Origin of the sequence: Micromonospora sp. M71_S20, from assembly GCF_003664255.1 — a bacterium.
In the GTDB taxonomy this organism is placed as follows: Bacteria; Actinomycetota; Actinomycetes; order Mycobacteriales; family Micromonosporaceae; genus Micromonospora.
The window spans coordinates 322894-337056 of sequence record NZ_RCCV01000001.1; the positions used below are offsets into that span (position 1 = coordinate 322894).

5 protein-coding genes are annotated in these 14163 nt (G+C 69.5%); 2 read left to right on the forward strand and 3 right to left on the reverse strand.

The window, feature by feature from the left end; all coding sequences use genetic code 11:
• Positions 1-200: 200 nt before the first annotated feature.
• Both DER29_RS01510 and glgB read left to right on the forward strand, forming a co-directional pair.
• On the forward strand, positions 201-2300 hold the full coding sequence (locus DER29_RS01510) for an alpha-1,4-glucan--maltose-1-phosphate maltosyltransferase (RefSeq protein ID WP_121395626.1): 2100 nt from the start codon (positions 201-203) through the stop codon (positions 2298-2300).
• Positions 2288-4390 (forward strand): 1,4-alpha-glucan branching protein GlgB, encoded by a 2103-nt coding sequence (glgB, locus tag DER29_RS01515; protein ID WP_121395628.1) that lies wholly within the window; start codon positions 2288-2290, stop codon positions 4388-4390. The genes DER29_RS01510 and glgB overlap by 13 nt, the downstream gene beginning before the upstream one ends.
• A 170-nt stretch (positions 4391-4560) precedes the next feature.
• On the opposite strand, the gene DER29_RS01520 is transcribed toward glgB, so the two are convergent.
• The 3 genes from DER29_RS01520 to DER29_RS01530 all read right to left on the reverse strand — a co-directional run bounded on the left by DER29_RS01520 (position 4561) and on the right by DER29_RS01530 (position 13984).
• The gene (locus DER29_RS01520; RefSeq protein WP_121398911.1) at positions 4561-6405 is read right to left on the reverse strand and encodes a family 10 glycosylhydrolase; all 1845 of its coding nucleotides are present in this window, start codon (positions 6403-6405) and stop codon (positions 4561-4563) included.
• A gap of 879 nt (positions 6406-7284) precedes the next feature.
• A complete protein-coding gene (locus DER29_RS01525; RefSeq protein WP_121395630.1) occupies positions 7285-7518 on the reverse strand; it encodes a hypothetical protein in 234 nt (77 codons plus the stop codon).
• A gap of 34 nt (positions 7519-7552) precedes the next feature.
• Positions 7553-13984 carry an RHS repeat-associated core domain-containing protein gene (locus DER29_RS01530; protein ID WP_233599611.1) on the reverse strand — a complete coding sequence of 2144 codons (6432 nt, stop codon included), beginning with the start codon at positions 13982-13984 and terminating at the stop codon, positions 7553-7555.
• Positions 13985-14163 lie beyond the last annotated feature (179 nt).

The window sequence follows — 14163 nt, forward strand, 5'->3', positions numbered from 1 at the left end:
GGGGCCATTTCGTACCAAGATCTACGCCGCCACTACCCACGGCCGCCACTACCCACGCCCGCCAGCCGCCGCGCCCCTGAGCGGCTGCGGGCACCAGGTGTCCGCCAAGCCCCTGACCGGACCTCTCCGAACAAGTGAGGAGGGAGGGCGATGGGGTGCTTGGCCGCGCGCGAAAGGATCTCGCGCAGTAGGTTGAACCGGTGACTGGACGGTTCCCGATCGAAGACGTCTCCCCCGTCGTCTCCTGCGGTCGCTACCCGGCCAAGGCGGTGGTCGACGAGCCGGTGCCGGTGTCGGCCCGCGCCTACCGCGAGGGGCACGACGCGCTCGGCTGCAACGTGGTCTGGCGCGGCCCCGACGGGCGGGCGCGGCCGTTCACCCGGATGCGCCCCGGCGAGCCGGGGCAGGACCGCTGGCACGCCGTGATCCGCCCCGACGCGGTCGGCGAGTGGACCTTCACGGTGGAGGCGTTCCAGGACCCGTACCTGACCTGGCAGAACGCGGTCACCAAGAAGATCGCCGCCGGGCAGGGACCGGAGGACCTGGCCAACGACCTCGCCGAGGGCGCCCGGGTGCTGACCGCCGCCGTCGAGCTGGTGCCGGCCGGCGACGCGGGGCGGGTCCGCGCGGCGGTGGCGGCGCTGGGCGACGCCGAAAGGGAGCTGCCCCGGCGGGTCGCACCGGCGCTGGAGCTGGCCGCCCTGCTCTGGGAGCACCCGGTCCGGGAGCTGGTCACCGTCGGCGACGAGCACCGCCTCTGGGTGGACCGCCGGCGGGCGCTCTTCTCCGCCTGGTACGAGTTCTTCCCCCGCTCGGAGGGGGCGATCCCGGCCACCGTCGACGCGCCGGCGCGCTCCGGCACGTTCGCCACCGCCGTCGAGCGCCTGCCGGGCGTCGCGGCGATGGGCTTCGACGTGCTCTACCTGCCGCCCATCCACCCGATCGGCCGGGTCAACCGCAAGGGCCGCAACAACGCGCTCACCGCCGGGCCCGACGACGTCGGCTCGCCGTGGGCCATCGGCGCCGCCGAGGGCGGCCACGACGCGATCCACCCCGACCTGGGTACGCCGGAGGACTTCCGCGACTTCGTCGCCGCCGCCGCCGAGCAGGGCCTCGAGGTGGCGATGGACCTGGCGTTGCAGTGCGCGCCGGACCACCCGTGGGTGACCGAGCACCCGGAGTGGTTCACCACCCGGGCCGACGGCAGCATCGCGTACGCGGAGAACCCGCCGAAGAAGTACCAGGACATCTACCCCGTCAACTTCGACAACGACCCGGAGGGCATCCGGGCCGAGGTCCTGCGGGTGGTGCTGCACTGGGTCGGCGAGGGCATCCGGATCTTCCGGGTGGACAACCCGCACACCAAGCCGTTCGACTTCTGGCACTGGCTGATCGCCGAGGTGAAGAAGGTCGACCCGGACGTGCTCTTCCTCGCCGAGGCGTTCACCCGCCCGGCGATCATGCACGGGCTGGGCAAGATCGGCTTCACCCAGTCGTACACGTACTTCACCTGGCGCACGTCGGCGGCCGAGATGCGGGCGTACTGCGAGGAACTGGTCGAGGCGGCCGACTACATGCGGCCCAACTTCTGGCCGAACACGCCGGACATCCTGCACGAGTCGTTGCAGCACGGCGGCCCGCCGATGTTCAAGATCCGGGCGGTGCTGGCCGCGCTGCTCTCCCCCTCCTGGGGCATGTACGCCGGCTACGAGCTGTTCGAGCACACCGCCCGCCCCGGCGCCGAGGAGTACCTCGACAACGAGAAGTACGAGCTGCGCCCCCGGGACTGGGCCGGCGCGCAGGCGCAGGGCCGCTCGCTGGCGCCGTTCATCGCGGTGCTCAACCGGGTACGCCGGGAGAACCCGGCCCTGCACCAGCTGCGCAACCTGGTCTTCCACGAGATCGACAACCCGGCGCTGCTCTGCTGGTCCAAGCACGACCCGGACACGGGCAACACGGTCCTCGTGATCTGCTCGTTCGACCCGCAGGGCGTGCAGTGGGGCAACACCACGCTGGACATGCCCGCGCTCGGACTGGACTGGCACGACCGGTTCACGGTGCGCGACGAGCTGACCGGCACCAGCTACGACTGGGGGCAGCGCAACGCCGTGCGCCTCGACCCGTACCTGCAACCGGTGCACGTGCTGACCGTGCGCCGGCCGACCCCCGATCCCACCGCCGGCCCGGCGTCGGCCAGCGGGGCGCCGGACCTGACCGTCGCCGACGTTCCCGACGACCTCTCGGGCGGCACCGCCCCCACCGCTCCCGCCCAGAAGGACGACGACCGATGGACCAGCTGATCGCCGGCGCCACGCACGACCCGCACGCCGTTCTCGGCGCACACCCGGCCGACGGGCGGACGGTCGTCCGGACGCTGCGTCGGGGCGCCGCCGACGTCGCCCTCGTCGTCGACGGCGAGCGGCACCGGATGCGGCGGGTGCACGACGTCGGCGTGTTCGAGGCGGAGGTCGAGGGCGAGGTGCTCGACTACCGCGTCGAGGTCGACGGCCGCAGCCACGACGACCCGTACCGCTACCCGCCCACGCTGGGCGAGCTGGACCTGCACCTGATCGGCGAGGGCCGGCACGAGCGGCTCTGGGAGGCGCTCGGCGCCCGGGTCTTCGACGAGGGCGTGGCGTTCACCGTCTGGGCGCCGAACGCACGCGGGGTCCGGGTGGTCGGGGACTTCGCGGGCTGGGCGCCGGACGACGGCTGGCCGATGCGCTCGCTGGGCGGCAGCGGGGTGTGGGAGCTGTTCGTCCCGGGCGTCGGGGCGGGCGCCCGCTACAAGTACCGGATCCTGGGCGCCGACGGGCAGTGGCGGGACAAGGCCGACCCCCTTGCGGCGTACGCGGAGGTGCCGCCGGCCACCGCCTCGGTGGTGCACCACTCGACGTACGAGTGGGGCGACGCCGACTGGCTGTCGCGGCGGGCCCGCCGGCAGCCGCACCAGGAGCCGATGAGCGTCTACGAGGTGCACCTCGGCTCGTGGCGCCCCGGGCTGGGCTACCGGGAACTGGCCGAGCAGCTGACCGCGTACGTCACCGAGCTGGGCTTCACCCACGTGGAGTTCCTGCCCGTGATGGAGCACCCGTTCGGCGGCTCCTGGGGCTACCAGGTCACCGGCTACTACGCCCCGACGTCCCGCTTCGGCGACCCCGACGAGTTCCGTCACCTCGTGGACGCCCTGCACGCCGCCGGGATCGGCGTGATCCTGGACTGGGTGCCGGCGCACTTCCCCAAGGACGAGTGGGCGCTGGCCCGCTTCGACGGCACCGCCCTCTACGAGCACCCCGACCCGCGCCGGGGCGAGCACCCCGACTGGGGCACGTACGTCTTCGACTTCGGCCGCCCTGAGGTGCGCAACTTCCTGGTCGCCAACGCGCTCTACTGGTGCGAGCAGTTCCACGTCGACGGGCTGCGGGTGGACGCCGTGGCCTCGATGCTCTACCTGGACTACTCCCGGCAGGAGGGGCAGTGGCTGCCCAACCGCTACGGCGGCCGGGAGAACCTGGAGGCCATCGCGTTCATGCAGGAGGTGAACGCGACGGTCTACAAGCACCACGCCGGGGTGGTGCTGATCGCCGAGGAGTCCACCGCCTGGCCGGGGGTCACCCGGTCGACCGACGCCGGCGGGCTCGGGTACGGGTTCAAGTGGAACATGGGCTGGATGCACGACACCCTGCTCTACACCTCGAAGGACCCGGTCTACCGACAGCACCACCACCATCAGCTCACGTTCTCCCTGGCGTACGCCTGGAGCGAGAACTACGTGCTGCCGATCAGCCACGACGAGGTGGTGCACGGCAAGGGCTCCCTCGCGGGCAAGATGCCCGGCGACACCTGGCAGCGGCTGGCCAACGTGCGCGCCCTGCTGGCGTACATGTGGGCGCACCCGGGCAAGCAGCTGCTCTTCATGGGCTGCGAGCTGGCCGACGACCGGGAGTGGAGCGAAGAGCGCGGCCTCGACTGGTACCTGCTGCACGACCCGGCCCGCGCCGGGGTGCAGCGGCTCGTCGGCGACCTGAACCGCGTCTACCGGGACACCCCGGCGCTCTGGGCGCAGGACACCGAGCCGGCCGGCTTCCGCTGGATCGCCGGCGACGACGTCGCCAACAACACCGTCTCGTTCGTCCGGATCGCCCCCGACGGCGCGACCCTGGTCTGCGTGGCGAACTTCTCCGCCCGGCCGCTGGAGGACTACCGGGTGGGGCTGCCGGCGGGCGGCACGTGGGCGGAGGTGCTCAACACCGACGCCCACCACTACGGCGGCTCGGGCGTGGGCAACCTCGGCGCCGTGCACGCCGAGGACGTGCCGTGGCACGGGATGCCCGCCTCCGCCGCGCTGCGGGTGCCCCCGCTCGGCGTGCTCTGGCTGCGCCGCGACTGAGCCGGGCGTCAGTCAGCACACGCCCTCAGACCGTGTAGCACGACCAGGAGCCCCATCCCCGACGACCAGCCGGGGCGACGACCGACCGCACGGAAGATCTTGGTAGGAATCGACCCCTGGAGGGGCCGATTCCTACCAATCTCCGACCATCGGTTCTCTGTCGGCTCGGCTCAGAGTCGGGTGATCCGGACAGCGTCGGCGACGACGTACCCCTGGGTGCTGGTCCAGCGGCTGACCCCGACGACCTGGCGCGTCCCGGCGGCGAGGTCGTAGGTGCCCAGCACCCGCCACTGGCCGCCGCCGCCGCGCTGGTCGACGGTGACGGTCACGTTCCCGTTCGCCGTCGCCACCAGGTGCGGCGTGGCGCTGTTGTAGCCGGGATCGGCCGGGTACCACACCTCGACGCGGTACGAGCCGGTGGCGGGCAGCGTCGCGCTGAACCAGGCCGGGTCGCTGACCGCCTGCGGGTTGGCGAAGCGGTAGTTGGCGCCGTAGCGCGCCGGCAGGTACGACGACGTGCCCCAGGTGCTGGCGGCCGTGAAGCCGCCGGCCGTGGCGTTGTCCACGATCACACTGAACGTGCCGCCACTGCCGCTGACCACCCGCGCGTTGCTGGCGGGGCTCTCGTGGTGCAGCTGGTCCAGCGCCGTCACCAGGTAGCGGTACGTCGAGCCGGCCGCGGCGGTCGCGTCGGTGAACGTCCCGGTCGTGCCCGAGGCGCGGACCGTGCCGAGCAGGTGCCGGGCGTCGGCCAGGTCGCAGGCGTCGACCGCGCCGTCGCCGGGCAGCCGGTACACCGCGTACGCGGCCGTGCTGCCGGTGGCGCCGCGCTGCCAGGTGAGGGTCACGCCGCCGGTGCCGCGTGCCGCCGAGGTGAGGTTCGGCGCGGCGGGCGCGGCGCCGCCCACCCCGGCGGGTGCGAGCGCCGGGCGGCGGTAGTGGTCGGTCGCCACCCGGGAGACGGCGCCGATGCGGTCGGCGCGGACGTCCTTGGCGCTGAAGTGGATGTCGCCGACGATCCTCGGGTGGCTGCGGTTAAGCGTCAGGTGATCGGTCAGCTCGGCCGGGTCCTGCCAGGCGGCGTCCTGCCCGGACGCCCCGGCGCGGTAGGTGGCCTGCCCGACGAGCAGCTGCACGTCGGTGCCGGTCACCGTCTCGGACCACCAGCGGACCAGCTCGGCGTAGTCGGCCGCCGGGTGGCCGATGTGCCAGTAGACCTGCGGGGCGATGTAGTCGACCCAGCCCTGACGCACCCAGCGGCGGGTGTCGGCGTAGATCGCGTCGTACGACTGGAGGCCGGTGGTGCGCGAGCCGAGCGGGTCGGTGCCGGCGTTGCGCCAGATGCCGAACGGGCTGACGCCGAGCTTGACCCACGGCTTGGCCGCCCGGATCTTGTCGCGCATCTCCCGGACCAGCAGGTTGACGTTGTTGCGCCGCCAGTCGCCGATGTTGCTGAAGCCGGCGCCGTACTGGGCGTAGGTGGCCTGGTCGGGGAAGGCCACCCCGCTGACCGGGTACGGGTAAAAGTAGTCGTCCCAGTGCACCGCGTCGATGTCGTAGCGGCGCACGGCGTCCATCATCGCGTCCTGCACGAAGGCGCGGACGGCGGGGATGCCGGGGTTGTAGTAGATGTGTCCGCCGTAGGTGACAGTCCAGCCCGGGTTCTTGCGGGCCGGGTGGCCGGCCGCCAACTTGCTGAGGTCGGTGTGGTTCGCCACCCGGTACGGGTTGAACCAGGCGTGGAACTCGAGGTTGCGCGCGTGCGCCTCGGCCACCATGAAGGCCAGCGGGTCGTAGCCGGGATTGCCGCCCTGGGTGCCGGTGAGCCACTGCGACCAGGGCTCGTAGGTCGACGGCCAGAACGCGTCGGCGGCGGGACGGATCTGCACGACGACGGCGTTCATCCGCCGCTGCTTGGCCAGGTCGAGCCAGCCCCGGTACTCCGCCTGCTGGGCGGCGGGGGTGAGCCCGGTGCGGCTGGGCCAGTCGATGTTGGCCACGCTGGCGATCCACATCCCGCGCAGCTGCCGCTTCGGGGTGGCCGGATCGGTCACGCAGGCCGCCTGGGCGGCGACCGGCACGGTGTCCGGCGCAGCCTCCGGCCCGGCGGGCCGGGAGGCGGGGGCGGCCGTGGGGAGGGCCGCGCCGAGCGCCAGCGCCGCCACCAACGCCAGCCCGGACAGGTATCGACCATAGTCTCTGCGCACGAAAATATGTTCAATGTTGCCGCGCGGTTCCACAAGGATCCTTCACGAGTTTCACCGACCGAAGGCGGACCCAACCCCACAGCGAGATCCGCTCGACCCTTGCCGACGCGGCCGGCAGGATCACCTGCGTGTCGGTGGACTCGACCAGCGCCCGCGCCCATCACATGCCGCCGGGGCGAGGAGAAGGGGGATCTGCAGGCTGAACCACCCGGCGGCGTCACCGTCGAGTTTGCTGATCACGCGATCGACCGCTCCCGCGACGGGTTGACCACGAAGCTGCACCTGGGCTGCGAACATGGCCAGAAACCGCTCGCCATCGCACTGACCACCGGCCACCGGCCACCGGGGCGACAGTCCGCAGTCCTCCCGGCCCTGGCGACCATCCGCGTTCCACGGCTGACGATCGGCCGACCGAGCACTCGCCCCGATCGGGTACTGCCCGACAAGGCGTACACGTTGAGAGCGATCCGGGCCTACTTACGTCCGCGTGAGATCGACGCGACGATCCCGAGCAAGGCCGACCAGGACGCCTATCGGCGAGTTCAGGGATCCAAAGGCGGCCGGCCGCCGGCCTTCGACCCGCACCCTTACAGAGTGAGTACTGGCATCAGCGCTGTCCGCATGAGGCTCGGCGGAAAGGTGGGAGGCCATCGCTTCGAGCGGCCAGCCCCCCACCTTTCGCGCGCCCTAATCAGAATCGTCGACGAACATGACAATAAAGATCGCCAGGACGCCCCAGCTGAGCACTCGGCGCCGGTTGCGGTCGCTCAGCCCTCTGCGCTTGGCGACAATCCAGGCCAAGAGGTAACCTAACGGCCACCCTAGCAAAAATGTCCAGATAGTACTCTGCCCAATGACCACGAGGAACGGGAAAATCGCCGCCGCCGCCATACCGACGCAAGCGAGGACCCATGTGAGCATCAAGAACAGCCTCCCCCGGCGGGCAGGTCCCGTTTTAGCTGCCTTGGTAATAGGTATTATCCTCTTTCCAATCCGTGACGACAGCAAATCCGTTTTTACTGTTTGCTTCAAAGACCCAACGTTCCCGAATCTGCTCCTCAGTTTCTGTCGAACGGTACTCCCAGCGACCACTCTCGCGTCCGCCCACCCAGCGGCGCTCGACCCTCTCGCGCGTACGATACTGGAAGGAGCGCTCCTTGATCGAGCCGAGGACGAATGCTGCACCGACACATCCACCGCATCCCTTCAGCCCGCCCATGGCACCCGAGAGAAGCCACTTATTCAGCCCGAACCGGTTCCACCAAGAGTCATGCCATTTACTCGTGTCCCACTCGGTGTGGTGCGAAAATTGCCAACCGCCGCACTTCCCCGGATTCTGGTCGCACCAGGGGTCGTAACCGCCCGGGTCGGGCACTGCCGGTCCGGGAGCCGGCGCTGGCGTCGGTCGCGCCGCCGTCGCCGCGGCATATTTCAGAAAAGCGCGCTGCTTTTGAATCAGCGCGAGGATGAGACTGGCGTTGTCTGTCTTCGTAACCCTCTCCCGAGCACCTCCTCTGCCCCGGTTCAACCGGGGCTTCGTGCTGGACTTATTATTCTTCTTGCCCCAGTCCTTGTTTTTCTTGGTACCGCAACCCCCAGGGCAACCGCCAGCGCCACGACCGTCGCCGTCCTTGAGCGGCCGAGGATCGTACCCGTAGCAGTCGAAGTGACGGCAGTCGTCCGGGATCATGCCGGTCGGGTCGCTGGAGGTAACCGGCGTGTTGTTGGCGTACGAGTAGCCGTTCCACTGCTGGGGTTGGCCGGTGTCCTGTAGCGGGTCGACGGAGGCGAAGCGGCCAATGGCCGGGTCGTAGGCGCGGGCGCCGACGATGGTGAGTCCGGTCGGGCTCATCGGCTTGTTCAGGAAGCCCCGGTTGTCGGGTCCGGTGACCGCTGCTCCGCGAGCCGCGCCGTAAGGCGTGTACTGCCTCCACGTCGGGTTCTGGGCCGTGTTGTCGAGGTAGAGCGACGGGGTGCCCTGGTGGTCGGCGATGGCGAAGGTGTACGCCGTACCGCTGCCCGAGCGAATACAGCTGCCACCACCGGGGAGGCTGTAGTAGCGGTCCCCGTCGATCGTGTTGGTGCTGGTGTTGAGCGTCAACTGCTGCCCGGGTAGGTACAGGGTGGTCTTGCCCGGTTCCTTCTGGAGCAGCAGGTTGCCGTCGGCGTCGTACACGAAGGTGTTGTTGCCGCTGGTGCCGCCGGTGACCCCGGTCAGCTTGCCGGCGTCGTCCCAGGTGAGGGCCTGGTTGCCCTGGGCGGCGTTGCGGCCGGTGGTGTTGCCTGCGGCGTCGTACGTGTAGGACGTGGAGCCGGTCGCCCCACCGGTCGTGCTGGTCGAGGTGAGGGTGTGGGGCTTGTTCTGGCCGTTGCCGTCGTAGATGTAGGTGGTCTTGGTGTCGCTGCCGCTGCCGAGGTTGTGCTCGACCTGCTCGGTGCGGTTGCCGATCGCGTCGACCGTCCAACTGGTCCAGTAGGCGCTGCCGGCGATGGCGTTGCCGACCATGGCCTTGTTGGTGAGGGTGGGGGTGACCGCGCAGGCGTCGGTGGCGGTCCAAGCCTCGGTAAGCCGGGCCAGACCGTCGTAGCCGTAGCACTGCGTCTCCGCCGGCGTGGCGGCCCCGAGGCGCTTGCTGGTCTTGCGGGTGATGTTGCCGGCAAGGTCGTACGTGTACTCCTGCTCGTCGACGTTGGTCGGAGTCGCCGTGGAGCGGGTGACGAGCTGGTTGGTCAGCCGGCTGGTGTGCGTGTCGTAGGTGTTGGTGACGGCAGCGAAGCTGGTGGCGGAGCCGATCTTCTGCTGGTTGACCCGGCCCCACGCGTCGTAGCTGACCTCCTTGGCGTAGCCTCCCAGACCGTTGAGGGAACTGGGCAGGTCCAGCACGCCGATGTAGCCGCGGAACACGGTCTCGGCGGGCAGGCTGCCCTTCGCCGGGTAGGTGTCGCTCAGCGGCAGGCCCACTACCGGCTCGTAAGTGTGCCCGAAGACGTAGGAACCACCGAGGTCGCCTTCGGCGCCGGGAATGGTGACCGTCTGCCCGAGGCTGTTGCCGAAGACGTCGAACGCCTTCTGCTGACTGGTGTACGCCTGTCCGCCACGGTAGGCGATGGTGGTGGTGAGCTTGCCGACGGCGTTGGTGACCCCGGCGACGGCGTTGCTGTTGTCGTAGATCCACGCGGCGCGCTGGTTCGTCGCCGACTGGTTGGCCACCGTGGCAGCGTACTCGCCGGTCTTGCGGTCGAGGGCGTCGTAGGTGAACGACAGGGTCTTGTTGCGGCCGTCGGTGGACTCGACAAGATTGCCGTTGGCGTCGTAGGCCATGCTGCTGTCGCCGGCGTCCGGGTCGGACTTCGCCACGACCTGGCCGAGCAGGTTGTAGGTCGAGGTCCACACGTTGTTGTCGGCGTCGGTGAGCGTGGACTGGTTGCCGTGGCTGTCGTAACCGTACTTGCTGACCGTGGCGGTGCCGCCGGTCACCGTGAAGTTACCGGTGAACGTGTCGGTCGGGGTGGTCACGGTTGGACGCGCGCTGTACTCGTGCAACTCCTTCTTGCGGCCGATCCCGTCGGTGACGGTCGCCGCGACGACTCCGCCGGCCGGCGGCACGACCGTGGTGCGGTCGCCGCCGTGCACCGTCGTGGTGGTCGAGACCGTCACGCCGTTCTTGGCCGCAGTGGTGATGACGGCGCGGCCGAGGCCGTCGTACGTCGTGAAGGTCTGGTTGGGCACCTGCTTGCCCAGGTCCGCCGCCGAGACCGGAGTGCTCACCGTCGGCGTGGTCGCGTTGTCCCACCAGCCGTTGTACGACGCCCTCGTCCAGCCGCGGGTGTCGTAGAACGTGTCGGTGATCATCCGGCCGCCCTGTGGCGTGACCGCCTGGGTCTGCCGGCTACGCAACAGCGCGTCGTAGATGGTGACCGACGTCTGGTAGTTGCTGTTCTTGTTCAGCTTTTGGCTCGTCACCGCCGTGACGCCCGTATTCGAGACGGTGTAGGTGAACTTGTGATTGGCAGCGCTGCTGGTCGCGCGGTTGTGCAGCCACACGGAAGTGCTGCGCCCCAGCGCGTCGTACTGCTGACGGCTTACCACGTTGTTCGCGTCGGTGGTGGTGAGGATGCTGCCGCGTCTCGGGTTCACCGTGGTCGACGAGGTCTGGTTCAGCGCATTCGTCGTCGACATGCCGGTCACCAGGTTGACGCTGTTCATGGTGAACCCGCTGGTGGTCTGGTTTCCTCCGGCGTCGATGGAGCCGGTCACCCGGCCGAAGGAGTCGTAGACCGTCTTCTCGTCGGTCTGCCAGGTGTAGGCGCCGGAGCTGTGGTCCTTGGCGAGCTGGGTCATCGTGACGTTGCCCTCGGTGGGGGCGGTCGCCTGCGGGAAGGTGGCGGCGAAGGTCGGGTCGTCGTAGAAGTTGCGTTCGACCTTCACGACCTGTGCCGGCCGGCTCACCGTTCCCGGGGCGGTCAGCGTGTTCACGCCGCCCGGCTCCGAGGCGGGAGTCCCCTGAGTGAACCCGCCACAGGCCACCGAGACCGTCTCGGTCTGGCTGACCAGCCCGACCAGATTCTTGCCCGCGTTGACCGGGGCGTAGGTGTAGCTGGTGCACTGGTTGTAGGCGGCGTCCACCGGGACCGTGTAGGTATAGGTGTGCTTCAGCTCGCCGAAGGTGGCGCTGGAGATGCTCGCGTCATAGCTGTTGTCGCTGGCGGTGTACCGCCAGGCGAGCACGCCGCCACTGGTCACCGCCTGACGGGTGTACGTCTTCAGCGGCGCGACCCACTGCGCCGTCAGCGCCGACAGCCCAGTACGGCTACGGGTCGCAGTGGCCCCCGACACCCAGTACGAGGTGATGGTCGACGAGTCGATTCGGCCGTTCTCGCCGAGGTACTGCGTGGTCTCCAGTTCCTTGCCGGCGAGTTCGTCGACGTCCTCGTGGGTGCCGCCGGCGGAGTCGGTCAGGTTGACCACCGTGGTGTTGTTGTTCTTGCTCATGCCACGGTAGTAGGCGGTCTCGGACTGGGTCCGGCGGTCGTTGGTCCCGTCACCGTTGAAGGTGCGGACCTTGGCGTAGCCGCGGAACTGCCCGTAGGTGCGGTACTTGGCCTTGACGACCTCGTTCTCGTCGTAGTGCCAGGCCGCGCCGCTGAGGTAGCTGTAGCTGGTCGACAGGGCCGGCGCCCCGCCGGTCGGGTCGGTGGAGGTGACCCGGGTGACGGCGTACTTGTGGAACCAGTCCAGGTGCGGGGCCGTGTAGCCGTCCGGGGTCCAGTACACCGGGTAGCACGACTTCATGTTGCTGGCCGGTGCGGTGGTGACCGGCGCGGTACAGGGCACCGGCAGTTCGTAGCTGGGTGAGATGACCGAGCCGGTCTCAGTCGTCACCGTGTGGATGCGCTGCCGGTAGAAGTTCGGCAGACCACCGGCGGTGTCGACCCGGTTGGCCAGCTTGATGCCGGTGAACGACACCGTCGGCAGGGTGATCGGCTCGGTCGAGCCGCCCGCGCTGGTGTCGTGGCCGGTCCGGGCAACCGACGACAGCCACAGCGTCGGCGACGTCCCATCGCCGGTGAGCGGCATCGTGTGGGTGAGGGCGTACGAGTCGACCTTCTCGTGGGTCGAGGTGCCGACGTTGTACTGCCGCGTCTCGATCGACGTCAGCCGGACAGTGGAGAAGAACGACGGGCTCCAGTTGTCGCAGTCGGTGCCGGAGGCGCAGATCAGGTCGAACGGCACGTCCGGCCAGTTCGCCTTGTTCGTCGAGTTCAGCGGCTGGCAGGTGCCGGCCAGACACCGGTCGCCGGTGTTGAACACAACCTGGTTCGGCACCGTGCCGTAGGCGTTGCCGTCGGTGAACCCGTAGTCGATCCGCGCCAGGTAGCTGTCCCGGACGTAGGACACGTCGGTGGCACCCTTGTTGCGGCCGTAGTGGTTGGTGTCCTGCTTGTAGTAGTAGGCCATGGCGTTGCCGTGGACGTCCTTGACGTAGTCCAGGTTCCACCGGTAGGCCATCGTGCAGACCGACGAGGAGAAGCCGGCCGAGTTGTAGCAGGGGTCTCCCGAGTGCGGGGAGTACACCGGACTGTGGTCGACCGACTTCGTTTCCGCCTTGTTCGACGTCCAGCCCGGCAGCCGGTTGCGGCCGAACTCGTAGACGGTGCCGCCGCGCAGGGTCACCCGCCAGTAGTCGGTGTTGTAGGTGCCGCTGCCGTTGTTCGAGTTCGTCACGCGGGTGACGACCTCACCGTTGTCCGACTCCGGCTTCCATACGCTCTTGGCCGAGTCCCACACCAGCGACGTCGAGGAACCGTTCAACGACAGGGTCAGGATCGGCCCGTCGTAGCAGCGGTCGTAGGTCTTGACCGGCGAGGCGCTGCCGCCCGGGTCGTCCATGCAGGACGCGAAGGTCTGCTCGACGTACGAACGGGGCGTGGACCAGCCGTCGCCCACCCACGAGGACTGCGCGTTGGTGGAGGCCGTCTGGCCGTCGACGCTGCCCGAGTCGTAGGACAGGGCGACGGTCGGCACCAGGTCCGACGCCGCCGGGGGAACCGTCAGGGGATACGAGTACGTGAACGATCCGGTGCTGCCGCCGCCAGTCCAGGAACCCGACGGCTTCAGGTCGGTCGCGGCGTACGTGCCACCCTTGCCGCCCTCGTCACCGGCCCCGGCCACCGCCGCGAGCACCATGCGCGCGCTCGTACCGGAGGAGGCCATCGGCACCTCCGCCGAGACCGTCCTGGCCGCCGCGTCGTTGGTCGACGACAGCGGCTCGCCCGTGCGGCAGGCGGCCAGTTCCGGGGTGGTCAGCGCGCACTCGGGCAGCCGTACCAGCCGGAGCCGGGATCCGTAGTTGCCGCCGAACGCCTCCGCGAACCCGGCGTAGTCGACGCCGACCCGCACCGCGCCCGACGCCCGGTCCGGAACCACGGACAGCAGCACGCCGTCGACGCCGGCCGCCTCGGTGGCCTTCCGGTCGGCCACGGTGACCGTCAGCCGGCCTGGCCCGGTGTGCTTGCCGTCCCTGGCCGCGACCGACTGCGCCCACACCGGGGTACCCGCCGCCCGCGCCTTGACCGACGACGCCGAAAGCGCCTGCGGTGCCGCCAGCTCCACCTGCGCCGAGGCGGCCTTCGGCCACGTCGTCCGCGACGGGCGGTACGTCGTGGCGGCGTCGTCGGACGGCTTCACGAACCGCGTCGGCAAGGGCTTCACGCCCTTGACCGACTGTCCCGGCGACGTCGGCGGAGGCTTCGCCACCTCAGCGTCCTTGGGTTTCGCCGATACCGGCGAACCCGTCAACAACCCCGCCACCAAAGACGCCGCCGCGACCGTCGCGACCACGCGTCCGGGACGAGTCAGCAGGCGTAAGCCCCTGTGCCCGGCCATTTCAACCCCACCTCTGCGAGATACAAGGAAGGCCACGCAGGGTGAACGGACGCGCACCCCCGTGGCGCGACGACAATGTTTCACGTCCGAGCCGATCGAAGGTAACGAGAAGGTAACGATAGACGTAGATCACATAGATCAAATCCGTCGCAGTGAGTCCGAAAGGGACAACCCGGTGT